The organism is Myroides sp. 1354, assembly GCF_030324495.1.
Lineage (GTDB): Bacteria > Bacteroidota > Bacteroidia > Flavobacteriales > Flavobacteriaceae > Flavobacterium.
On record NZ_JACAGN010000015.1, the window covers coordinates 1 to 24789 of the forward strand.

Sequence of the window (24789 nt, forward strand, 5' to 3'; positions counted from 1 at the left end):
ACCTATTTTATATTTTGTTTTGGAGTTCGATGAATCTCCACTGCGTTACGATTTTCACTGCGTTACGATTTGGTTTTGGAGTTCGATGAATATATCTCACCTATTTTATATTTTGTTTTGGAGTTCGATGAATCTCCACTGCGTTACGATTTTCACTGCGTTACGATTTCACCACCACACCCAACAACAATCACCCAACAACAATCACCCAACAACAATCACCCAACAACAATCACCCAACAACAATCACCCAACAACAATCAACCCTTCTAAAAATTCTTCTTCTTCCCAGTTACATAAATCAATAGAATAGGGAGGAGGGTCCATAGCAGTAAGATCACAAAAGAAATCAAACTACCAGTGCCACTGCCAAAAAACTTTTTGAATACAGCTCCTGTATACCCGAGTAAAGCGGAGATATCGAGTTTCAATAAAATTAAAATTCGAGAGAGGTCAATGGGATTAAGAATAGTTCCTAGTAGAGCGATGTTTTCCAAGGGGTAATCGCCAAAAATGAGGAGAATGCTCAAAAAAATACCATCGTAAATGACGGCTAAGAAGAGCCATAGTAAAATGGCTAAACCAAATCCCTTGATTTTATTTTCATTTCTCAAGCCGATATTATAGGCCAATGCACTAAAGATAAACGTCAGAAAAGCACCAATCCCCAAGAGTAGAATAAACTCAAAGATAATATCGGATTCAAATAATCCATAACAGATAAAGGGAATCCCTAGGCCAAGAAGTAAACTCATGGATAGAGATAAAGCAACACCTAAATATTGGCCAATAAAAATAGAAGATCGCTTGATGGGTAAGGCGAGGAGTAATTCCGTAAATTCCTTGGAATCATAGTAATACATAATGCCGAAAATCGTACTGATAAGAGGAACCAATACAATAATGACATTCATTAAAGTAATAATGGCCTTACCTACGTCGTGATTTAGGAATAGCAAGACAAATCCCAAGAGAAGGTAGAAGAAGAAATAGAAATAACTCCATCTACTACGCATCAAATCATAGCAACTGTATTTGAGAATTTTAAGCATATTAATCGATTAAAAGATTAGCAATAGCATGTTCGAAATTATCTTGTTTGGTGGTCAATTTGAGCTCTTCAATTGTTCCTTTAAAATAAATTTTTCCTTCTAGAATAAAGATGATTTGATCGGATATCTCTTCTACGAAACTCATAATATGAGAGGTAACTAAAATAGTTTTTCCCTTTTGTTTTTCTTTGATAATCAGCTCTTTCAATGTAATCATGGCTGCAGGGTCTAATCCTGTCGTGGGCTCATCGAGAATCAAAATAGGATTGTCAAACATAAAGGTCAACAAGAGATTTACTTTTTGTTTGGTTCCTCCTGATAATTTATTGAGTTTTTTGTGTAGAAAAGGAGTTAGTTTAAAGAGATTGACTAAAGGTTGATGGTCTTTCTCTTTGTCATGTCTTAAATCCTTTATCATTTGAATAAGTTCAATAACTGTGATATTATTTGGGAAATTGGCGATTTGAGGTAAATAGTCAATGTTTTTCCGATACGCCCATTGGTTTTTTATATCTTGTCCATCAATTGTTATGGAGCCTTGATCGGGATACACCATGGATAGAATACACTTATTCAGTGTGGTTTTTCCACTTCCATTGGGACCTAAAATAGCCAATACCCCTTGGTTAATCGTTAAGTCAACCCCTTGAAGAACTGGATTATCCGCGAATTTCTTATGTAAATTAGTTATCGTGATCATGTTGAATAGGTTTGGTGAAAGGTTTGGCATCTACTAAATTATCAGGTGTGAAAACGGGGGATACTTTTTCAGAAAAATCGATGATATCGACAAATAAACTGCGTAGAAAAATAATCGACTCTGGCGTTTTATTGACGATATAGGAAAACAGTTTAATCGGTCGATAGGGCACATCGCCAATACCATCTTTATCTAAGTCATACCCCGTATAATTACTCCAATAGTTCGAATCAAAATTGTTTTGATTGAGTTGCCCTTGGTAGAGTAAATCAAAAGAATTATGAAGAAAATTGTTGTGATTCACCTTGTTCTGATAATTGGCTCCTCTCGAGTTTAACGCCCACCCGTTGCTGATAAAATCATTGTGGGTATAGGTCACGCGATTGGATCCTTCAATATTGATAGCCGTCGTGTTGTTTTTAAAGATATTGAGACTTATTTCTGTGTCATTGACTTCTTTTAATAAAACACCATAAGCGGCAGAGCCCCAATTATCGCTAAATAAATTGTGACTCATTTTCATGAATTTAGAGAACATGATGGCCACGCCCGCACCATTGTTGGTATAAGAACAATTGGTGACAATATCATGATTGGAAAACATAAAGTGTAAACCGTATCTCACATTGTTTTGGCTGGTATTGCGATCAATAGTGCAATAATTTGAAAACTCCAAGTAAATACCGTCTCTTACTCGTTCCACATAGTTGTCTTTTATTTCGATATTGTTGCAGTACCACAATTGAATGCCATTACCTGAGTTGAATTCACTTTTGGCTTTGCCATAAATCTTATTCGATAACACTTTTCCATCCTTTGACTTTTCGAGATAAATGCCGAAGAATAAATTTTTAATGGTATTATTCTCAAGGATAAAATTTTTGCTTTCTCTCACGCGAATGGCTGCGTAGTCTTTGATGTAACTGGTTCCCACATTGATGATAGTAAAATCTTTAATTGTGACATAGTCCGATTGAATGACAAAAATTTCTCCTTTGTTCTCTCCATCAACGATGGCATTTTTACTTAATAAGGTCAATGGTTTAGCAATGAGGATATCCGTTTCTTTATACGTTCCTGCTTCTACGAGAATAAGATCATAATCTTCCGCGATTGCAATCGCCTTTTTTATGGTGTTTACCGTTCCTTTTGGATGAACAGTAATGGTTTTAGCCGTTGTTTCCCATCCTTGTACAAGTAAAACGATAATACATAAAATTTTAAGTGCTTTTTTCATAGCGGTAAAGGAGTTAGCAGGCTTGTATGAGTTAATGTTGAGACATTTGTTGACGAAGGGTAGTGAAGGTATAGTGATCACCTGTGTATTCGTCTAGTAATTTTTGTGCTTGTACTTCGGTTTTTGTAGCAGATAGAAAGGCTCCCATGGGACTGGGAATATGCTTGGAAATAATAAAATGGGCTTCTTCTGCGGGAATTAAAACACCGGGGTTGAGTAAATCGGCTACCAAAAGATGCTGATAGACAGTAAGTGGTTGATTTTGTTGGTCAATATAATGCAACATACATTCTATTGCATCAAATTTGTAATTTTTGCCTTTGGTGGTAACCAATTGAGCGGCGTGTTTATTATCTACAATTCCCATTTTGCAAAAGTCGCAATCATCCGTACCATATTCAATGGGTTGAATTTTGACTGTACAAGAGGTAAATAGAACAAATAGAAGAAGAAAAGTAAGTGGTTTCATCGTTGTTTTTTTTGAGATTTAGTTCCTAAAATAAAAGCAATAAAGGTTAGTGTTAGTCCTAAGGCCATCAGGTAAGCACCAAGATGAGGATAAGAGTAAGCATCGAAGTTTAGTATTTTGCGATGACCAAATAGAGGTGGTTCATAGGTTAGCGGATTGCCATTGGCATCGACCATTTTCATGATGGCATGAGGATCGAGGTCACTGCCATAATCGATGAGCCATAGATTAAAATCATACATACCAGCAATTCCTAAAAGTGCCATGACAATGAGCCAAACTAAAAAGAAAGCAGGTTTTACTTTATTGAAATAACCTCCGATACCTAAGGCGATACCCAGAATAGCCATAGAAGCCACTACAATGGGGAAAACGGTAAATTCCCACATTTGTTCTGGTTTGGGAATCGTTTTCATTCCAATATAATGGTTCAGACCATCGATATTTTGTAGATCGAATTCACCTACGCCCTTAATCCCATCAATATAAATATTCATTCCCAAGGGAATTGGATATTGAGGAGCTCCAAGTTCAATATTCCATAGCGGAAAATAGAATAAAGATAGAAGTAAACCAGCCCCCACTATCATTAAAATAGAGGATTTTTTCATGTTGTTGCTGTTTAAAAGGACAGGGAAACACCCTGTCCTTTTGTGAATTAAGATTAAAAAGTGACTTTGTATAACTTGCTATTCATCATCTAAAGACCAAGAGAGTGGAAGTGTTGAATCAGCCGGAGATACGCGAACATATCCCTGCATTTCTTGGTGTAGAGCCGAACAGAAATCGGTACAATAGAATGGCCAAACGCCCACTTGTTTCGGTTCCCAAACGAAGGTTTCAGTTTTACCTGGAGTTACTAATAACTCTGTTGTATTGGCTCCAAGCATGCTGATTCCATGAGGTACGTCGAAATCTTGTTCGAGGTTGGTCACGTGGAAATACACTTTATCACCTACTTTGATACCTTCAATATTATCCGGAGTAAAGTGACTGCGAATCATCGTCATATAGATGTGAACTTCTTTTCCGTTTCGCGTTACTTTAGTTTCACCTGGTGACTTAGCAGCATACGGGTGTTTGTTTTCATCTAGTTTGTAAATTTGTCTCGCTTTATCTTTGATTTTGTCCGCTTTGATTGCCGCAGCATAATGGGGTTCTCCAATGGTTGGAAAATCGAGTAATAATTCCATTTTATCTCCCGAAATATCGTAAAGTTGAGCCGAATGGTTTAAATCTGGACCCACAGGTAAATAGCGGTCTTTGGTAATCTTATTCATCGCTACCAAGTATTTTCCGTCTGGTTTTCTCGAGTTACCTCCAGGAATCATTAAGTGACCCACGGAATAATACGTCGGTTTGCGGTCAATAATCTCCCAAGTACCCAATTTCCATTTTACTACTTCCGAAGAAATAAAGAAGGTCGTATAGGCATTTCCCTGACCATCAAACTCTGTGTGTAAAGGACCTAATCCTGGTTGTTCTACTACACCAGCTAATACATCCTCAAATTTTAAAATCGGTAAGCCATAAGCTTCTCCATCAAATTTTTTCTTTTCAATGGCCTCTAACATTTTAGTGAAAGAATGCACCGTTAAGTTGGCAGAAAGTTTTCCATTTCCAATGATGTATTCTCCTGAAGGATCCACATCACATCCATGAGGTGATTTTGGAGTTGGCAATAAATACACCAAATCAGGAAATTCACTCGCATCGAGAATTAATACTTCTTCTTTCATCGTGTGCGTTGCCGTATGGGTAGCATTGTCAAATTTATTATGCGCATATTTTACAGGCATTTTTTTCCCTTTTCCCGCTTTGATGTATTCCTCTGCTTTTTTCCAGTTGACAGCTGCAATGAAATCTTTGTCATTTTGAGAGGCATTCACCTCTAGTAAGCTATGTGCTTCTTCTGTATTATAGGTAGTAAAGAAGAACCATCCATGTGATTTTCCACGACCTGGGTGAGATAAATCGTAATTAAATCCAGGCATTTGAATTTGGAAAGACAAATCCATCTCCCCTGATTTTTGATCTACTTTAATGAAGGATAGGGTTCCTTTAAAATTCCCTTTGTATTCTTTTATCGATATATCACGTTGAGGAATAGGCACTGAAAAACGAGTTCCAGCTACTACATATTCGGTGTTTTCTGTTACGAAAGAAGAACTGTGATTTCCTGCACTATTCGGAATTTCAATAATTTCGGCTGTACTGAAATCTTCTAAGTCAATACGCGCAATACGCGGTGTATTATTTCCGTTGATGAAAATCCAACGTCCATCTAATTCTCCATTGGTTTGGGAAATATCAGGGTGGTGGGAGTCATCCCAAGGAATAAATCCATGAGAGGTCATTAACATAGGCTTCGTTTCTTCACTATAACCATAGCCTTTTTCAGGATCTTGAGAGAATACGGGGATTACCTTGAATAAACGACCCGAAGGTAATCCATAAACCGATAACTGGCCACTAAATCCCCCCGAAAAGAAGCCGTAGTATTCGTCGTATTCTCCTGGTGCTACATAAACTTTCTCTGCAGCATTAGAAGAGAGTGCACCTTTGTTACTTTGCTTAGATTTGTTGCAACTGACAAAAGAGAGAGCAACGAAGCAACTGAGTGCGGTTAGATTGATATATTTTTTCATACTGTGTTGTAATTAGGGTTATAGTGTTCTAAAGTATTCGAGTACTGCACGAGCCTCTTCTTCTGTTAAGTTCTGATTAGCCATCGGTGCACCGTTGAATTCTTTGATTAAATCTTGAGCTAATGGATCATTTTCAATCATGTTCTCAGGGTTTAAAATCATATTCATCACCCATTCTGGTGTGCGTCTCTCTAAGATGCCTTTGGGTGCTGGCCCAATAAACTTCTTGTCTGTTTTGTGACAAGCGGTACACATGTTTTTAAATACCTCTTGTCCCTTGGCAGCCATCGCTTGGTCAATATCCCCTAATAGTAAAGTTTTGATCGGACCTTTTCCTTTGTTTACTAAATCAATGCGTTCAGAAGCAGGTACATCCGCAGCTGGGGTGGCTGTACTGGAAGGAGTGGAAGAGGTAGTTTCTACTTTTCTTTCATTCGTGATTACACTTTCTTCAGACACGGGTTTTGCTGATTTATCACCACAAGATACGAGTGTTAAACAGCCTGATAATAGCATTAATGATAGCGCTTTTGATTTCATATTGATATAGTTTAGATATTATTTTTACTCAAAGTTACCGCCTTCCAAGGCCTGCTTTTTATGATTCAAATCACAAAGGAGAAAATAAAGGATGAATTTGTCTTTTTTAAAGAGAGAAGAGAGAGGAAATCGTAGCATCGCGGAGATTCATCGAATACCAAAATAAAATGTAAACCTAATGAGATAAAGAGGAAAGGGATCTCACCTCTCTCTTCTCTCCAATCACCAATCTGGTCTATTCCTTTTTATACAATCTGCACCATACCGATAGTACAGGGGAGCTTTACCTTTGACTGTAAATAAGAAGAAGAGTAACCTAATAATGCGGTATAATTCTGTGTACATGATTTAGAGGTTCACTTCTTGTCTTTCTTGTCTTTGAAATAAACTGTAATACATACTTAGAATGAAAACTGTCTTTTTACTGTCTTGTTTTTTTCCATTTCGTTGGTTGTCTTTTTTGCCAATGATAGCGGTTGAAACACAAACGATGGAACCTTTCACTTTTGCGTTTAATTGGAGTAATGCGGGAGTTTTATTGCTTTTGATACTAGGACTATTGATGGTGGTAGCCTGTGGGTTTTTATATGTAGAAGCGAAAACCTTATTTCACACCTACCAGCAAAGGAAACCTCAATTATATGGGGAAGAAAATCAGCGCCTCAGTCATTTAAAACCACAGCAAATAAAGCAATTTTTACGTCTATGGCAATCGAAAAAACGAACGTTATTGTTGGTTTTGTTTTGTTGTTTTCAATCACCTGTTGGGGCACAAACCTCTATGAAACTTGAAGATCGCCCTTTGTTGCAGGAACCGGGTATTTTAATTACGATTGGTCTGCTGATGATTCCCATTTTCTTAGGAATAGGGATGATGGTGGTACAAGTACGTCACCTTATCAAGAGCCAACGCAAAAAAATAGCAAAGCAGGATATAGATGATTTAGTGCATTATTTTGAGCATTTATCCGAAGAAGATTTAGAAGTTTTTATGCAGCGCAAAGAGGCGTTGGATTATACTTTCTCTAAAGGGGAACTCTCAGGGAATGAACAACCAGAAGACAAAAGAGGATTACTTTATATTCGAGAAGAAGAGGGGTTACCCGTGGTAGCAACAAAGAAGAAAAATCCTATGCATACAACTATTGATCCTCAATTGACGCGTATCGTGCTTTGGTTTTTGGGAACGGCTGCTTTTTGGTTACTCATCGGAACGACTATAGGAGAATATTTGGGAATTAAATTTGTTGCTCCGGATATTGATCACAGTAGTTGGTTGAGTTTTGGTCGTTTGCGTCCCGTACATACCAATGCTGTGTTTTGGGGATGGTCTTCGTTGGGGATGATTGGTTTGGGGTATTTTATTGTTCCACGAGTTAGCAATACGACGCTAGCTAATTATACCTGGGCTTGGTATTCGCTTATTTTGATTAATGCCTCTGTGCTGATAGGGTCCATTAGTTTGATGGCTGGTATAAATAATGGAGGAGGGGAGTATAGAGAGTATATTTGGCCTATTATGTTGCTTTTTGCCTTGGGGTTGGGCTTTACGTTAATGAACTATCTTAAGACAATTGCACAGCGCAAAACGCAAGAGATTTACATTTCCAATTGGTATATTGTGGCAGCTGTTATTTTTATTACTGTAGTTGCTGTGGTTGGTTATTTGCCTTTTTGGCAAGATGGTTTAGGAGAAACCATTGTTCAAGGCTATTATATGCATCAAGCAGTAGGGATGTGGTTTATGTTATTTACTTTGGGAATTGTCTATTATTTTGTACCTCAACAACTCAATAAACCCATTTACTCGTATAGCTTGGGTATTCTTGCCTTTTGGACGCAGATTTTGTTTTATACCCTAATCGGGACGCATCACTTTGTTTTTAGCGCCATCCCATGGTGGTTGCAAACGGTGGCTATTGTGGCCAGTGTGGGTATGGTGATTCCCGTAGTAGCAGGAACGACTAATTTTATGATGACTTTTAAAGGGGCTTGGCATAAGGTAAAGGATAGCTATACCCTTCCTTTCTTTGTTGTGGGAATCATCTTTTACTTTACGGGATCTCTACAAGGAACAGCAGAGTCTTTTCGCTTTACGAATCTCCTTTGGCATTTTACTGACTTTACGGTAGCACATTCACATTTAACAATGTATGGAATTATTGCCTTTTTACTTTGGGGGGGAATTTATGCACTTGTACCTCAATTAACAGGAAAAGAAGCGCCTCAAATTACAATAGGTGCTCATTTTTGGTTGGCTTTGATCGGCTTGTTGTTTTATTCCATTCCGTTGATGTATGGAGGAACCTTGCGCGGTATGCTCTGGATGGGAGAGGCTCCTTTTATTGAGAGTGTAAAACTCATGATGCCCTATTGGTTATGGCGCGCTATAGGAGGAACCCTGATGTGGGTGTCTCATTTGTTCTTTGCTTTTAATTTCTATCGCATGACAAAGACGGAACAACTAAAAGATGTAGCACTTGTGGCTGCGGCATTTGAGCAATTACAACAGCAAATCAAGTCGAATACAAATTCTTAATTTTTCAATGATGGAGATCTTCAATAATCACAAAAAACTATACCTAGTTGCCAGTGCGTTGTTTATCATTTTGACGTTATTCGTCGCTATACTACCTGCATTGGACAATCAATCTAAAATACAGCCTTTGCCGGATGCAATCCCTTTAAGCGAAGCCGCAGTACGGGGGAAACAAGTTTTTATTGCCAATGGATGTGTAGCTTGTCACAGTCAGCAAGTACGCAATGTGGAGATGGATCGCCAATGGGGAACTAGACCTTCTATGTCTGCGGATTATGCCACCAATAAGCGAATAGATGTATGGACCAATACAGCTACGTTAATGGGCACAGAGCGCACGGGTCCTGATTTAACGGATATTGGCACCCGTCAGCCAAGTGTAGATTGGCATTTGGTACACTTGTTTAACCCGCGTATTGTAGTGAAGGAATCTATAATGCCTGCGTATCCTTTTTTGTTTGACTATAAGCAAAACCCAAAAGATAGCGATGTTGTCGTTGCAGTTCCAGGAGGGTTTGCAAAACAAGGAAAAGGGAAAGTAGTGGCTACACAAGAAGCTTTGGATTTAGTAGCTTATCTGCAAGAATTAAAACAAGCAAAATTACCTGAAGCAACAGTAGCTCCTGCATTTTTATACCCACTCAAACAAGAGGGTACAGCCGTTAGTGCTGAACAAGTAGACGGAACAGAAGCGGATGGAAAAAACTTGTATGCCAATAATTGTGCGGCTTGTCATCAGGCAAATGGAGAGGGGTTAGCAGGAGCTTTTCCACCGCTGAAAAACAGCCCAGTCGTTATGGGTGAAAATCTGCAACTCTTTGTCGATATTATTATGAATGGTTATGATGCGCGAGGGGAATATGGGGTGATGCCTGCGGTTGGGACAAATGCGAATTGGACAGCCAAAGAGGTAACCGCAATTGTTAACTATGAACGCAATAATTGGGGGAATCAAGCACCCAAAGTAAGTGTAGAAGAAGTACAACAGATTTTAGATTATATTAATCAAATGAAAACAAAATGAGGAAGATACATCAACGAATAATAGCTTTGGTTGTAGTGGGTATTGCCACGACCACAGCCTATGCTTGTCCAGTTTGTGAACGCAATCAACCTAAACTCCTCAAGGGAGTCGTACATGGTGCAGGACCTGATAGTCAATGGGATTATCTCATTATTGGACTGATTGCATTAATTGTAATACTAACGCTGTATTTTTCTGTAAAATGGTTGGTTAAACCAGGTGAAAATCAAGCGAATCACATTAAGAGAACCGTTTTAAATCAAGCGCAATATGGAACAAAAGAATAAAGTTTTCCTCTTTATCGATGAGGAGGAAAAGCCCTTAGCGGTATTGGAAACACCGGTTCGATTTGAATTAGATACCCAAAGACTAAGTGATGGAGCGCATGTATTAAAAATTGTCAGTCAAGATTTTGACGGAAAAGAAGGCATACGTTTTATTCCTTTTACCGTGAAAAATGGACCCTCCATCGAGGTGGAAGGAATCAAAGAACAAGCGGTTGTGGATGGGGTGGTTGATATTATGATTAATGCCTACGGAAAAGCAAACCCTAAAGCATTCCTCATCACAGGAAGTGAAACGCCACAGAGTATTCCGTATTGGGTATGGATCACGATTATTGTGGTGATTGCTTGGGGTATGTATTATGGGGTGAGGTGGTGAGGTGGTGAGGTGGTGAGGTGGTGAGTTGGTGTGGTGGTGAGTTGGTGTGGTGGTGAGTTGGTGTGGTGGTGAGTTGGTGAGGATGTTTAACCCATCTAACCGATAAAAGATAAGCTTATCTGTTACTCGCACTCACAGTACTCACACACAGTATGTCACCTCGACGAAAGGAGAGGTCGCATCCTACGAGTCCTTGAGTGACGGATGTTGAGTGACCATCGTGAGCAGCAGGCGTTGAGTAACAGATGCGGCCTCTCCTGCGTCGAGGTGACATGATAAGCGTGAGTGACCATTGTGAGCAGCAGGCGTTGAGTAACGGATGCGGCCTCTCCTGCGTCGAGGTGACATGACAAGCGTGAGTGATCATCGTGAGCAGCAGGTGTTGAGTAACGGATGCGGCCTCTCCTGCGTCGAGGTGACATGACAAGCGTGAGTGATCATCGTAAGCAGCAGGCGTTGAGTGACGGATGCGATTTATCTGACCAATTTACGCTATGTTTCTCTTCTTTCCAATTCACAACTTCACAAAGAGTAAAAGTATGACGTGAGCGCGGGATGCGACCCCTCCTAACGTCGGGGTGACATACTGTGGGGAAACAGTAAGGTTTGCTTTTTGTAGAGAATTTACAACTTCACAAAGAGTAAAGAGCAAAAAAGAGTCCATAAAAATGAGGGTTTAGGAGAGGATTTATTAGCCCTTCGTTATGGGTTTGTTATATCTTCCTTTAGTGTTTGTTTGGTAAAAGGCCCTAAAACCAAACAAACATCAAACAAACATCGAACAAACCCAAAGGGAACTACAAATCAATGGTTGTTATTGTGTTGATTTGTAGTTTGTTATGTTTCTTTGTTCAGAGTAAAAAAGGAAATTTACACCTTTGTTTTCCTTGAAATGGAAGAATATGGAAGAGGGTATTGTGCGTTTATTTTTGTTTTTTTAGTATTGCAGGGAGAACATGAGTGAAGGTAGCTACGACGCATAATCTCAAAAATTAGTATTCATCAAGTAAATGTTACAATTATGGAAAAAATGGGAAATTGGTTGACAGTTGACGCTTTAAATTACTGTGTGTGGTTTATCATTAATCGGTTAGATGGGTTAATCATCCGAACCCTTTTAACCTCCTAATCCATCAAAATAACCTAACACTAAAGAGAGTTAGTCTGTAAGAGAAGCATATCCCAAAACAGAAAAATCTGAAGTGTTTAGTTTTCCTTCAAACGTCCAATCGACATTATCTCCCGATACGTTATTGATCCAATTAAAATTTCCGGAGTAAAAACCAGACATAGAAGATAGTACAAGGAGAGAAGGATTATTTACTGAACCTTGAGGGCTCGTTCCTGTACTGCATAAAAGGGTAGCTGAAATACTATTTGTGGGGCCATTTATATTGATTTGAGTATTGATGTAGTCTTTACCCCTAAAATGTTCGGGAGAAGAAGCTTCACCTGTTCTGTAAAAAAAGACATTGCCAAGTTCAGCTAGTGTTTGTAAATTGGCAGAAGTGTGAGCAACATCCTTTTTCAAAAGACGGATTCCGTTCGTGTTCATTTCTTTGAAGTAACGATCGCTATTCGTATTCATCTCAATATAGGCTGCCCCATTTCTAATCTCGTTTTCTAAAAATGCATTTAAATGACTTATTTCGCTTTTAAATCTATTTAAATGCTCCTCTGAAACATTGTCTAGTTGATTAATCATACTACTTGGAATCAGCTTTAAAAAGTCACTTTTAGCATTGAGATTCAAGTAGTAGGTTAGATTTTGTTTGTCAATCGCTACAAAATTTTGTAATATTCTTGAATCTTCAGCATAACTTCTTACTTCATCAACATCGTCTTTTTGACAGCCAAAACTTAAGAATAATAGACTAAATGTCAATAGTTTTAATACTTTTTTCATGGTTTATATTTTTAGATGAATAGGATGTAATTTCTACAGTAGAAGAACTCACTTAACCTTGTAATGAACAGAAGTCTAAACGAGTAAATTAGATGTAATACTAACTGTAAAATAAAGTGTTTTTTTGCTAAAATAAAAATGTAATATATTGATTTTTAGTGTGTTGTTTGTTTTGTGAACGAGATTTATAGTTTGTGTTTGAATAGTGAATTGGTTAACAGCGGTCACTTATCTGTTATCGGTTGAGATTTTCTGAGTAGGCATTTGTTCTTTGATGGTTAATTGTTTAGAAGGGTTAATCATCCTAACCTCTCTAATCTTTCTAGTCAGGTTAAATAAATTATTCTATAGTAAAGTGTGAGCACGGGATAAATCGCATCTGTTATTCAACGCTCGTCAATCAAGGATTCGTAGGATGCGGCCCTTTCTTCGTCAAGGACATGATGGTGTGATTTGTGGATAGGATTCCAAGTGGAAACTAGGGTAATTGACGGATTCAATTTTTCAGTGATGATTCGTTTTTCGATCAAATAAAATCCTATTTTTATAGGAATAGTTGGTCTTTTAAATGAAAGGAGTTCGCGAGATGAAAAAATAGATTATTCTATGAAAATATACATGTATATATTATCTTTTCTATTCATGCTTTGTATTGGATGTCAAAGTATAAAAAGTGATAACAAAGTAGCCATTATTTTGGATGAAAGTTTTATAGAGATGTTTACAGGAAAGAAATATATTTTAAAAAAATTAAATAAGGAAGATATTATAATCGCAAAATTGAAATGTACAAAACTGGATATTCAAATGTACAAGAATTTTACAATTAGTATCTTTGGCATACTGCCAAGGGCTAACCTTTTTGGTTTCTAAAAAAGAATCAAATATGATCAGTAAAAATGCAAAGAAGATAACAGACAATCAATTAGCTACACTTAAAAAAATAGTAACAGATAATAATCAGTTATCTAACTCTGAATTATATGAAGTAATGAAAACAAAATTTGAAGATATTGAAGTTCAACAGAATACTATCCTGTATTATGTAAGAAAAATAAAAGTGGAAGAATTCAAAGAGAAGCATATATCAAACTAAATAAGAACTTGCAGTATAAATTAAACCCCGTTTAAATGCCATTTAAACGGGGTTTAATTTTAAAACAAAGTCAATGTATCATGTGGGTTACTCAGATTATAACTAGCTGTCAATACCTCAATCTTTTTCTTCCCTGGTTTAGATGTTGCATTAGCCACACTCTAATCAATTTACATTCACAATTCTATATTCAGAGTTCGACAAGCTAATTAGAGCAATACGACAGCTTAGATCAATAAATTCAATAGATTTTGAATTGTGTAAACATCAATGCAAATTACAACGAGTATCAAATTCAATAAACACTATTGTATTGACAGTTCCTAATTTAAAAAGGAGAGTTATATGGCACTATAATTTTTAATAGCTAATCTAAGATAATTTGCTACTACTTGTACCCCATAATTAACTGCTTTATCCGAATAACTATCTGTATTATCCCATCTAAAAAAACGAGAAACTTCAAGTGTAGTAGAATGATAACCTAGTGAATAGGCGTAAACATCTAAATACCCACCTTGACTTCTTTGATAGTTCCAGGCACTATACCCCGCTTGAAAATCCCATTCTTGAGGAACCTCTGGGTTTTCTAATTGCAACTTTTTAGTGAATGTGGTTACTAAGTTTCTACAGAAATAATACCCCGATTCATCTTGAGGTGTAAAGAATAAACTCATGTGTTTATCAAATGGATCACTTTCGCTTCCTGCGAAATTGTGAAAATCAACGAATAGAAAACGTTCGGATTCTTTAAAGGACAACAATAACTCACTTATTTTTTGACTTTCAATTTCAGACAACGGGTTATTGCCTCCCCATGTACCTGTACCTTCTCCTTGTCTAATCCAATTAAAGGGGAAATTGCGGTTCAAATCAACACCATTATAATTAGTGCGTGTACCTGCAAAATTTAAAGAATTCCAAGCACCAGGATTAGAACAAGGTATGACCACTATATCAAAATTGATTAACAAATCAAGATAAAAAGAATTGTCTAAATAAGTGTAGCACAAATCTTTTAGAAATTCTAACATGCAAATTGAAGCTATTTTTTCAAACGCATGTATACTAACAGAGAATACTATTTTAGGTCTATAAATTGGAGTATTAGTACCTACATTTCTGTTGTTTGGCATTGAAATTTTATAATACCACATACTTACATTTCCACTCGCCGATGGTACTTCATCAGTCATTAGTTCTTTAGTAATGAATTCAAAATCCAACAACTCGTCCCATTTAGAATATAAATCATTTAATGAAGGGACTATTAAAGGTACTGAGTTACCGCTAACATATTTATTGTTTGTGATTTTGTTGTAATTAATAAAACTGTCGTAATTACCATCGATGTATGGTTTTCTTAATTGGGGTTTAATCCTAACCAAACCATCACTTGTAGTATTTAATTTTGAGTTATTTAAAAAATTGTTTGTTTCGAAATTTCGATAGCCAAATGGCACCTTGTCCCAGTCAATAATAATTGATCCAATAACATCAGTATCTGAACTTCTATGCCTTTTAAGAAGAAATTTTTCTAAGCCTTTTCGTTCATTCGAGTCAATCACGTATATATCATCCCAATTAATTGGATATATTGATACGTTCATGTAATCTTTAAATCCAATATAAGTACGTCTTTCGCCTTGTATTAGATAATTCTTACCAATACCATATAAGGAGACATTAGTGCCTAAATAATTGGGATCAAACCAAACTAAATCAACAATAGCTTCTGTAAGGATAATATCAGAATAGGCATCACTATTGGCAACAAATCTACTAAATTTAGGTGGAGCTTGAGCTTCAATAAAATCTTTAACTGTTGTGTTATTAGTGTAAGCTGATACAGTTATAGATTGTTTATTATAACTGGATATATTTACATTATTTGGCAGGATTGTCGAGTGAATAAATGAATAAGAAAAATTACTATTGACGTATACAGAAATTATATTGTCTTTTATAGTAAAATCTATAATATCCCCTACATTAAACTTTAATTTACCACTAGTTTTAAGAACTGATAATCTTCCCTCATCCGTATATTTTGTTGAATTAAAGACACCATTATTTGCATATTCAAACCCTACAACATTACCTTCTTCAACCCAAGACAATCCAACACTGAATCCCTCCGATCCGTATCTATTATTAATTATAATAGATATATTTCTACTAAGTATCTCGCAGTTTATAACATACGCAACATACTGACTTCCAGTGTGATTTGGTGAAAAAATTATTTTCTTATTCAAAACTTCTTGATATGTTCCTATTTCCAAAGATGCGCTAGAGTTGCCTGTATAGTAATTAACGGGAGATATTAATAATTCTTCATTTTTTTTGGAAACAAAAATAGCCTCTGAGAAATCATAGATTTCTCCTCCACTTACTGCCAGTTCTTCATTTTGAACAACAACACCTTTTGGCTTCAATCCTAAATTAATTCCATTACCTTCACTTTGAAAAGCATTACCATTCCAAACATAAATTAAACCATCTTCCAGTACGCCATAACCATCATTTACTTGGTTACCTGAAATGGGTAAATCCTCATATGTTGGAACATTCTCCAAGAAGTTAAACGCTGTAATTGGTGCGCCTGTATTAACGGCTTCCACCAGTTCATTTGTTTTATCCACAAGCATATTAAACTCATCATTTGATACTGTCTCCTCAGAGCTAATTAACCCTTCATCAATTAGCTTTTGGCGAGCACCATTATTTATTTTTGGTTCTATATTAAGTTTTTTCATGTTATCTGAATTTTACAATTTGCCAAAATACTTTAGGACGTTCATCACCTAGTAAAGGGATTTCAACCGCCATCATAAACCAAGACGCAAATCTATACATAGTCCAATATTTTGCTCCCACCATTATACTAGTTCTAATGTTAGACCTTGTTACTTCATACAAAATCATACTATTGTCTAGTTCTTCTGGAGTTAACTCTTTGTGGTCTATTCGCAAACCACCTTTGTATACTCCTAAATCAGGGGCAACATCATCAAAAATTTTTACACCAGAATCTATAACGACTTGCTGTTTATATCTTTTTAAAACTGTAATACTCGCTGTATGAATCCCTCCTGTACCGATAGTTCCTACCTTTCGACTATAAGCTGGGAGAGTTTCAACTGCTGTTGAACTTGAAGGATTAGTATTAAAACCATCATTATCAATAATTTCGTTGATTGTTATTGTAGGATTTTCTCCCATTGGACCACCAACAAACGGAATAATTTCTCCATTGTAAACAAAAGCACCATCTGTGATTTGTGTTCCTGCTTCATTTACAGTCATTCCCCAAATGACTTCATAATTTTCTTTTGATTTACCAATAGCAGAAACTACACTCAGTGTATTATCTTGTAGGTATTGAAGCGTTTTTATAGTGATGGGATAACCCGTACCTGAGAAAATAAGTTTTTTCATAGCGTTGGTTTTTTAAATAGGTTTAGGATTAATTGTCGATATTTATACATAACACATAAGAAGAGTAAAAGAAAAAGCGGCCAAAATTGAACAATCATTGCAAACCAATTGAATTGCTTTTGGTCTATCTTCACACCGTTTTCATCATCTTGCGACTTTGAATCTTGGTTGATATCTAAATCAGTGATTTGCTCTTTTGATTTTACACCCTCTTGTTCTAATTGCTTTTCATTCGCTTTTGAATTTATTTCATCACCCTGGGCTGTGATGGAACCATCTGGATGAATCGTTATAGATCCATTTCGAATATTCAACTCTCGTACTAATTCAAATAATTTCTTTCGGTCAAATTGAATTTCTTTGATTTCTGTTTGTTCTTGGATAGTTGTGCTTGATTCTTCCAAAGATGATTTGTTATACCGTTCAACTTTACGCGATCCGCAGCTTAGGAGTACAAACGACAATAGAATAATTAAATACTTCATTACACTTGGAATTTATAGTCATTTAACCTGTTTAGCCACCCTTTAATAAATCTTTGCTGAGAAGGGTTATTTTTCACGATGTCATTCAAAAACTTCACTCGAGCATCAAAAATCTTTTTGAATAATTCTTCTTGATTAGCTGCATTTAAAGCAGCTATTGTTTTAGGTCCTACAATTCCATCTTCTTTAACTCCAAGTATCCTTTGTGGAATCCTAATACCCCAAACTCCAGAACCCCAAACCCAATCTACTAGAATATTTGCTACTGATTGGTTTTTTATCTCATCAGCACTCCATCTATTCCAAAAGGTTTTGAGTACCTTTTCAAAGTCTTTGGCATTCATTGTAGCTATATCTTTACAAGTTGCAGATGGATTTACCAAGCGTTTATAAGTATCTAGTGTAACCCCCATATTTGTACAGCCACCTTTATCTAATGGGTCATTGACATAACCCCCTTCCCATTTTAATATTTTTGGGGTTAATATTTCAATTAATGCCATGATTAAATTATTTTAATTTGATAGTTCTTTGAAAATAGTTTGTAGTAGTTGATTTGTGCTTGCATTTGATTTGTAAAAGTGAGTAAAGACTCTGGAATGATTACACTAAAATCAAAATCGTTATAGTAGTCATTTCCATTGTATCCAAATAAAGGTCTGTCATCTTCTAACTCATAATCAAACAAAGGTTTTTCATCTTCGATGTAGTATGCCCACAAAGCTTCCTTTGGAGCTTGATTCACAACCTTTATTCGCCTTAAATACTTATCGAATTTATCGTTGAGCATTTTTTGAAGGTAGCAGATTTGGCCGTTGTGTTTTACCCTATACTCAGCATCTTTTTTAAAGCCCATAAACGATTTATGATTCGTCTTTAAAGGTGAAATAAAACAGTATAAAAGGGCTATTAATAACGGCTTTTGTAGCGGTCTTGGAACGAGAAACTTTACCAGTCTATTCCAATTTACTTTGAATATGTTAGTCATAATCTGAAAATGCTATATAGTTGATAGTTGTGTTATCCTGGTCTAACTTCATGTACCCTGCATCAGCGATTCGCACTTCGTTTATTTTACCTGCATTTGGATTAATAGTCGATTCATAATCATAGGAACCATATTTGCTCCAGGCTCCAACTATTTTAACCATAGTAACTCCATGAACACTTTGGATTTCATCCATTAGTTTAGTTTCTACAAAAGCGCCATTAAAACGCAAGCTTTTAAGATAACTATTGATTACATCAAGAGTTGGTGTTTCAGAGGTCCCATCAAGACGAGAACCATCTTGAGCTAAAATCATTGGATCGTAATAAACATCTAAATGAAGTTTTAAATCATCTGCCTGGTTAGATGTGGGAATAACATAAGTTCCTGCATCGGTTACATAATTCATGTAGCTTTCAAAAGCAGTTAATTCCGTTGTAGATAGTGGTCCTAATTCATCACCCAGACTTTTAACTACTTTCATACGCAGATATCCTTGCATTTTAACTGGAGCAGCATTGGCAATTATTTTAGCCTCGACTATTTCCTGTTCGGTCATATCAGAAGTATCATATACATCCGAATCATTGAGCTGTTTTCCAAACATAAAGGCTAAAGCTTTTTCACGATACCATTTTTGAGTATGGATTCGAGAAGAAGCTATAGTATCATCAATTTCCTTTTGATGCTGAGTTAATAATTTTTCAAAAACCCATATAGCAAAGGCCACTATATTAAATAGAATATTTTCTAGTGAAACTTTACTAAACTGCTGTTCAAAAGTTTTAGACTGATCTATTTCATAAATCTCTACAACAGTTGGATCTGTTATAAATCGATCTGTCATTTCAAGTTTTATTGTTGCTAATTCACGTGCCATATTATAGAATAATTGGTAAGACTTGAGGAAAAATATAATCATAAATTGAATATGATTCTTTATCCATACTTGCTGGTTTGGCAACTTTAAACAACTGAGTAATTGTTGTTTTTTCCACACCTGAAACAACCAAGTCCATCTGATTAATAAGTGTATCAGTAATACTGATATTGTTAGCCATAGCCATATCAAATGCATTGGTAATATCTCCTGTAGTTTCTATTACTGTATCAAAAAAAGTCTGGCCTTGTTTTACTTTAGTAGTTTGCATTTATTTTCAATGGTTTGTTTTCATATAAATCTAATTGCGTAACTTTTAATCCGTCTTTTGCATAATGCTCTCTAATTCTATGTCTAAAACCTAAGTAATCATTATCTAATAGCATGTCTGATATCCCTACACCTAAATCAGGATTGAATTTATTTTCACCAGGATGAGTAATTAGTATTAAAGCTTGATTTTGTTGTAACGTATTACCAACTATTATACCTTGTACAATTATTCCTTCCAAATCCTTTTTTAATTCTACTTTCAAATCAAGTATTTCACCTGATGATAAATCATCATTAACTTGCATTGCTCTATCCTTTGGCATGTTATTCTAATTTTCCATTAAACATTCCTGTTACTGGACCATTTGGTGCAGCTAACCCACCCTCATATATTATAGTTGCAGATTTCACGTAATTATCAATGGCATCAGTCAAACGTTCGGCAAATTCTTCATCTGCATTTTTAGTACGCGTTCTCATATCTTTCATAATTTGAAGGATTTCATTTTTAAGGCCTGATTTATTTAATGACATTTAAAATCTATTTTAAAAGTTGTTTAAATTTGTTTTCAATCTCAGAAATTGCCTGCACGCTTGTTGGCAATGCTCCATTTGTTGGACCTTGACTGGTATACTGCCGATAATCTGTTTTTAAATGATTTGTAAATTCTAAAAGCACATCCAAAAGGCTTACTTGTTCATTTTTAATAGAAACTTTCTTGTCATTTGAGTCGTAAATAACTTTTAACCCTCCTTGTGAAAACTCGAATTTTTGTATTTTATCGCACTTCAATACAACTACATCATTTAATGTCCCTGTTAACAAAACATCTGAACCGACTAAGGGTGTTTCAATAATGTAATCTTCATCTTCACTAATAATTGCTTTTAATTTTACATCAGTTATTATTAACCCTCCAGGAAGTTCAACACTACAAGTTTGACTAGAAACTGACTTTACAACACCTCGAATAAATGCATCTGATTGCAGATCTAACATTTTTATAAATGCCTGTCTTATTTCTGTTTCTTTTCCCATTTAGTTTAATCGTATACCAAGTTTAACAGTTCTCACACCTCCTGAACTATCAAATTTTGTTGTTACTGCCTTTACATAATAATTACCTGTTTTATATGGGTAATCTAAATCTTCTATATGAGCTGAATCTGTTGGTTTTACAACTGGAACCAACCATCCATCAAAAGTTCCTTCAAAGCCGTCATACATCTGTTTTATTAAAGCATTTTCAGCTATTTTCCTCATATCTGCCTCACTCATAGGTCCAACCTTTAAAGTTTTCTTATCACCTCCAGTAGTTCCTATAGTTATACTCTTTACTTTTCCATTGCTATCAGTACTTTCAATAGTTATTTCCACTTTCTTATCTTCTTTTTTCTTGTACTCTAAATTAGCTTTCTCAATATTTTTATGATAAGAATATCTAACCTGATTACCTACCTCTGTATAAGCTGGATGAAGATGTAAGACTTTATTTTGGTTGTCAAAATAAATATTCCCTTTTGTTTCATCTTGAAGTTTCTTTAGAACATCAAAGGCTGTGGCTTGATGAATAGTGAATTTCTCATAAGTGATTCCATAATCACAAGCAATGGTAAATGAATCATCAACATTTTTCACTAAGTATTCAACGATTTGTTCTAAAGAAACATTTTTAAACTCTTTATCTGGTACTGATACTCTGAATAGAAAAAATGCATCTTCACAGTGAATTATCAAAGAACCATCATTTGTAATACGTTGAACATAACCTGTAAACTCTTGCTGTAAATCATCATTGTACCCTAAATAGATAATAACTTCCGTACCTCTAACAATCTTTTGATCCAATTCCCAAACACGATTCATAACAGATTCAGGTAAAATAATTTGTGCAGTATCTGTTAAATTGTCAACGTCACAATTAATTTCAACAGATTCTAGTAACAATAATGATTTAGGTAACTCGTTTGAGTTCTTAAAGCTTATCTGCCAATTCATATCATACATATCAGTCAGTTAATAGGTTGTACGCATCATCACTAATTGCTTTTATTGAATAGCCCTGTATATTTTCTCCTTTACTAAAAGGGAAATCAAAATCTTCAATAACAATTTTGTGGATTTCTAATTGTTCTAAAAGTGGACAATTGACATATATTTCACTAGCAGACTCTAACAACACTCTCAATTTTTGAAAATCTTCAATAGGAAAACTATCTTCAAACTTTCCATCTAATTGATTGCCCATTAAAATTCCTGTAATATTAATATTGTAATCTTTTTGACTCCATCGTTCTTTGATTGTACCACGTTTGTAGCTAATATCTTTTTTCCATTTAGCAACATTTCTTTTAACAACTTCATTTCCACCTGAAACATTAATCATAGGTTCATATGGCAATAAAAACCAGTTAGAACCGTCTAGAGACATTTTTAAAGGAAAATATTGCTCAGACTCATCTTGTTTAGGTGCGGCACTCCATATTTGTTCCTCTAACTCTTCAGCTGTAACAACAGATACATTATTAGGTTGTATACCAATAGGAAAAATTGGTATTACAGGAAGAACATGTTTATTTAAAGTATTTTCAAGACCAGCAAAACGTGGAATTTCTTTAATAATTCTACTACCTAATAAGGAAGCGAATAATACTTCTCTGTCGTTTAATTTTACACTCATAATTAACTTGCTGCGGTTTCTGCTGAGGCTAATATTCTCAATAATGCATCCTGCGTCATTTCTCCAGCTTGATGAGCACCTTCTTTTACATTTTGAGCATAGACATTAATTGTTTCAACCAAATTATCCATTGTGATTGTTATGTAATTATGCTTTGTTCCTCCTGTAGCAATTGCAGTATTTGATTTTGATGTGCCACTAGTCCCACCCGAATTTAAACTAGTATCTACTCCTTCTTTATCTTCTACTCCTGGAGCAGTAGTGGATGGATCACTGATTCCAAGTTTTGATTTAATATCATTCTTAACATCATCAAATCCTTTGTCATTCCAAGACAGACTATTAACTGCTTTTTCTCTATAATTTAATGCGTCTCCATAATGCTGTATTGTCTCTTTAGCGAGTTCTCCCATAGCTTGCTTACGTTCTTCACTACGTTGGTTAATTTGATCTAAAGCATTATTTGCCGCATCTTCATTCCAAAGTGACTTTAATTTATACCAAGCAATCATAATTTTATCAATACCTGACATTAAATAGTTCTCTAAAACAAGCCAGCCTAATTTTAAATTATTGGTAAAACCTTTCCAAAGTGATTTAACTGAATTCACAGTATTATCCCAAGCTTCACCCCATCCATCTATTTTATAAATCAAAAAACCAATTAAAGCTGCTAATGCGATTACACCAGCAATTATTAATCCTATAGGATTTGCCCACATTGCTGAATTTAGCCCCCACCAAGCTGTGACTTGTGCCCATAATTGCCCTGTTGTAATTAAATTCCAACCAGCTTGTATCTTTGTCCATGTATTTGCTAAAATCATCCCTGTAGTATATGCTCCTAGGGCTAATGCAACACCCCAGATAATAGGGTCACCTTCTTCGAATTTCTCAATAAGCCAACCTATGCCATTAAAAGCGGCATCTAATGCTGCTCCACCTAATTCAATGAGTTTTTCTACAACAGGACCTAAATACTGATAAACCATCAATGATTTTTCAGTAAGATTATCCATGAATTGTGCCCATTTTCCTCCTAATGTGTTACCCATTTTTTCAGCCATACCATAAAACTGACCGCCTTGAGATGTTGCAGACATAAAAGCTCCTTCAACCATTTGTGCAGATATAGCACCTTTTTCCATTTCTTTTTTTAGATCCCCAATAGACTTACCTGTCTTTTTAGATATCTCATTTAATGGATTGAAACCAGCATTAATCATTTGTAACAAATCTTGACCTGTAAGTTTTCCAGTAGAAGACATTTGAGAAAATGCTAGGGTTAAAGAGTTCATTCTATTGGTATCCCCCATAGCAATATCTCCAATAGCCTTTAATGTTGGCATAATTTTAGTTTCATCAATACCAAAAGAGAGCATTTGTTGAGCGTTTCCTCCCAAACCAATCTTATCATATGTTGTCTCAGCCCCATATTTTGTAATATCTGCAACTAATTTTTTGGCTGCATCTTCTGAACCCAATAACACTTCAAAAGAAGTATTTTGCAAATCTTGCTGAATTCCATTTCTTAAAGCCGCTCCAGCAATCCCTCCAGCAATTACAAAAGGATTAGTTAATATGTTGGCAAATGGTATAGAATTAATAGCGTTACTGAACCAGCTACTAGAGGAGGATTCCATCTTGCTTATTTGCTTTTCAAGATTTCTAATTTCCTTATTAGCTTCTTTTAACTTTCCAATCTCTGATTGAGGAATCCAGTCTCTAGCTTGCTTTAATAAATTTAATTGTTGTTTTAGAGCTCCAGCTGATTTTCCAGTAACGGTTAATTCCTGAGCAACCTCTTTACTTTGTCGTTCTAACTCTTCAAATCTTTTTAGAGTACTATCAGAATTTGCACCTATTGTTTTTAAGTGTGCAGATATCTGATCACGCAATGTTAATGTGTATTCAAGAATATTACTCATCTGGATTTTGTGTTTTTGATTGCTCTTTTCTTAGCCATTCCAACTCTTTAACTCTTCGAGCCCATTCATTTACTTCTAATGAATATGGATTAATATTTGTAAAATAGCTTATACCTATATTACTTTTTCGAATATTACTAACCCACTCAAAAAGACGTTTACACCATTCGGATTCATCTACTTTTTGTTGACGGTTTTTGTTTAAGGGAGACTCTGATGTAAAAAACTCCAAAGAAGCC

28 protein-coding genes are annotated in these 24789 nt (G+C 35.6%); 6 read left to right on the forward strand and 22 right to left on the reverse strand.

Annotation, left to right across the window (positions count from 1 at the left end):
- On the forward strand, positions 1–313 hold a 313-nt coding region (locus HX004_RS13900), incomplete at its 5' end, for a hypothetical protein (RefSeq protein WP_286443205.1).
- Here HX004_RS13900 and HX004_RS13905 read toward each other — a convergent pair.
- The 7 genes from HX004_RS13905 to HX004_RS13935 form a co-directional block, all read right to left on the reverse strand.
- Entirely contained in the window at positions 270–1052 is a 783-nt protein-coding gene (locus HX004_RS13905; protein ID WP_286443206.1) for an ABC-2 transporter permease, read from the reverse strand. The two genes, HX004_RS13900 and HX004_RS13905, sit on opposite strands and share 44 nt — an antisense overlap.
- Before the next feature lies 1 nt (position 1053).
- On the reverse strand, positions 1054–1752 hold the full coding sequence (locus tag HX004_RS13910) for an ABC transporter ATP-binding protein (RefSeq protein WP_286443207.1): 699 nt from the start codon (positions 1750–1752) through the stop codon (positions 1054–1056).
- The gene (gene nosD / locus HX004_RS13915) at positions 1736–2989 is read right to left on the reverse strand and encodes a nitrous oxide reductase family maturation protein NosD (RefSeq protein WP_286443208.1); all 1254 of its coding nucleotides are present in this window, start codon (positions 2987–2989) and stop codon (positions 1736–1738) included. Before nosD ends, HX004_RS13910 begins: the two co-directional genes overlap by 17 nt.
- A gap of 31 nt (positions 2990–3020) precedes the next feature.
- On the reverse strand, positions 3021–3458 hold the full coding sequence (locus HX004_RS13920) for a nitrous oxide reductase accessory protein NosL (RefSeq protein ID WP_286443209.1): 438 nt from the start codon (positions 3456–3458) through the stop codon (positions 3021–3023).
- Entirely contained in the window at positions 3455–4069 is a 615-nt protein-coding gene (locus HX004_RS13925) for a hypothetical protein (RefSeq protein WP_286443210.1), read from the reverse strand. Before HX004_RS13925 ends, HX004_RS13920 begins: the two co-directional genes overlap by 4 nt.
- A 78-nt stretch (positions 4070–4147) precedes the next feature.
- The gene (gene nosZ / locus HX004_RS13930; RefSeq protein WP_286443211.1) at positions 4148–6106 is read right to left on the reverse strand and encodes a Sec-dependent nitrous-oxide reductase; all 1959 of its coding nucleotides are present in this window, start codon (positions 6104–6106) and stop codon (positions 4148–4150) included.
- 18 nt (positions 6107–6124) lie between these two features.
- Positions 6125–6646 carry a c-type cytochrome gene (locus HX004_RS13935; RefSeq protein ID WP_286443212.1) on the reverse strand — a complete coding sequence of 174 codons (522 nt, stop codon included), beginning with the start codon at positions 6644–6646 and terminating at the stop codon, positions 6125–6127.
- Between the two features lie 406 nt (positions 6647–7052).
- Between HX004_RS13935 and HX004_RS13940 the strand changes: the two genes are divergently transcribed.
- The 4 genes from HX004_RS13940 to HX004_RS13955 are packed head-to-tail and all read left to right on the forward strand — an operon-like array spanning position 7053 to position 10872.
- Complete coding sequence (locus HX004_RS13940) at positions 7053–9185, forward strand: cbb3-type cytochrome c oxidase subunit I (protein WP_286443213.1); 2133 nt, start codon at positions 7053–7055, stop codon at positions 9183–9185.
- Between the two features lie 10 nt (positions 9186–9195).
- A complete protein-coding gene (locus HX004_RS13945; RefSeq protein WP_353620015.1) occupies positions 9196–10209 on the forward strand; it encodes a cytochrome c in 1014 nt (337 codons plus the stop codon).
- Entirely contained in the window at positions 10206–10496 is a 291-nt protein-coding gene (locus HX004_RS13950) for a hypothetical protein (RefSeq protein WP_286443215.1), read from the forward strand. Before HX004_RS13945 ends, HX004_RS13950 begins: the two co-directional genes overlap by 4 nt.
- A complete protein-coding gene (locus HX004_RS13955; RefSeq protein WP_286443216.1) occupies positions 10480–10872 on the forward strand; it encodes a cytochrome C in 393 nt (130 codons plus the stop codon). The genes HX004_RS13950 and HX004_RS13955 overlap by 17 nt, the downstream gene beginning before the upstream one ends.
- Positions 10873–12031: 1159 nt before the next feature.
- Here the strand turns inward: HX004_RS13955 and HX004_RS13960 are convergent.
- Positions 12032–12778, reverse strand: coding sequence for a hypothetical protein (locus tag HX004_RS13960; RefSeq protein WP_286443217.1), 747 nt, complete (start codon positions 12776–12778; stop codon positions 12032–12034).
- Between the two features lie 886 nt (positions 12779–13664).
- On the opposite strand from HX004_RS13960, the gene HX004_RS13965 reads away from it, so the two are divergent.
- On the forward strand, positions 13665–13874 hold the full coding sequence (locus HX004_RS13965; RefSeq protein WP_286443218.1) for a hypothetical protein: 210 nt from the start codon (positions 13665–13667) through the stop codon (positions 13872–13874).
- A gap of 341 nt (positions 13875–14215) precedes the next feature.
- Here HX004_RS13965 and HX004_RS13970 read toward each other — a convergent pair whose 3' ends face one another.
- The 14 genes from HX004_RS13970 to HX004_RS14035 all read right to left on the reverse strand — a co-directional run bounded on the left by HX004_RS13970 (position 14216) and on the right by HX004_RS14035 (position 24782).
- Positions 14216–16633 carry a M14 family metallopeptidase gene (locus tag HX004_RS13970; protein WP_286443219.1) on the reverse strand — a complete coding sequence of 806 codons (2418 nt, stop codon included), beginning with the start codon at positions 16631–16633 and terminating at the stop codon, positions 14216–14218.
- A gap of 1 nt (position 16634) precedes the next feature.
- Positions 16635–17315, reverse strand: a complete 681-nt coding sequence (locus HX004_RS13975) for a hypothetical protein (RefSeq protein ID WP_286443220.1) — start codon at positions 17313–17315, stop codon at positions 16635–16637.
- Entirely contained in the window at positions 17312–17800 is a 489-nt protein-coding gene (locus tag HX004_RS13980) for a hypothetical protein (protein ID WP_286443221.1), read from the reverse strand. Before HX004_RS13980 ends, HX004_RS13975 begins: the two co-directional genes overlap by 4 nt.
- Positions 17800–18303 carry a glycoside hydrolase family 108 protein gene (locus HX004_RS13985; RefSeq protein ID WP_286443222.1) on the reverse strand — a complete coding sequence of 168 codons (504 nt, stop codon included), beginning with the start codon at positions 18301–18303 and terminating at the stop codon, positions 17800–17802. The genes HX004_RS13980 and HX004_RS13985 overlap by 1 nt, the downstream gene beginning before the upstream one ends.
- A 2-nt stretch (positions 18304–18305) precedes the next feature.
- Complete coding sequence (locus tag HX004_RS13990) at positions 18306–18788, reverse strand: hypothetical protein (RefSeq protein WP_286443223.1); 483 nt, start codon at positions 18786–18788, stop codon at positions 18306–18308.
- Positions 18781–19668 carry a hypothetical protein gene (locus HX004_RS13995; RefSeq protein WP_286443224.1) on the reverse strand — a complete coding sequence of 296 codons (888 nt, stop codon included), beginning with the start codon at positions 19666–19668 and terminating at the stop codon, positions 18781–18783. Before HX004_RS13995 ends, HX004_RS13990 begins: the two co-directional genes overlap by 8 nt.
- A gap of 1 nt (position 19669) precedes the next feature.
- Entirely contained in the window at positions 19670–19939 is a 270-nt protein-coding gene (locus tag HX004_RS14000; protein ID WP_286443225.1) for a hypothetical protein, read from the reverse strand.
- A complete protein-coding gene (locus HX004_RS14005; protein ID WP_286443226.1) occupies positions 19926–20264 on the reverse strand; it encodes a GPW/gp25 family protein in 339 nt (112 codons plus the stop codon). Before HX004_RS14005 ends, HX004_RS14000 begins: the two co-directional genes overlap by 14 nt.
- Before the next feature lies 1 nt (position 20265).
- Positions 20266–20421: a hypothetical protein gene (locus tag HX004_RS14010; RefSeq protein WP_286443227.1), complete on the reverse strand. Its 156-nt coding sequence runs from the start codon at positions 20419–20421 to the stop codon at positions 20266–20268.
- 61 nt (positions 20422–20482) lie between these two features.
- Complete coding sequence (locus HX004_RS14015) at positions 20483–20980, reverse strand: hypothetical protein (RefSeq protein ID WP_286443228.1); 498 nt, start codon at positions 20978–20980, stop codon at positions 20483–20485.
- Positions 20981–21940, reverse strand: coding sequence for a hypothetical protein (locus tag HX004_RS14020; protein WP_286443229.1), 960 nt, complete (start codon positions 21938–21940; stop codon positions 20981–20983).
- A gap of 10 nt (positions 21941–21950) precedes the next feature.
- Complete coding sequence (locus tag HX004_RS14025) at positions 21951–22622, reverse strand: DUF6046 domain-containing protein (protein ID WP_286443230.1); 672 nt, start codon at positions 22620–22622, stop codon at positions 21951–21953.
- Positions 22623–22624: 2 nt separating this feature from the next.
- Positions 22625–24550 (reverse strand): tape measure protein, encoded by a 1926-nt coding sequence (locus HX004_RS14030; protein WP_286443231.1) that lies wholly within the window; start codon positions 24548–24550, stop codon positions 22625–22627.
- Positions 24543–24782 (reverse strand): hypothetical protein, encoded by a 240-nt coding sequence (locus HX004_RS14035; protein WP_286443232.1) that lies wholly within the window; start codon positions 24780–24782, stop codon positions 24543–24545. Before HX004_RS14035 ends, HX004_RS14030 begins: the two co-directional genes overlap by 8 nt.
- Positions 24783–24789: the final 7 nt, after the last annotated feature.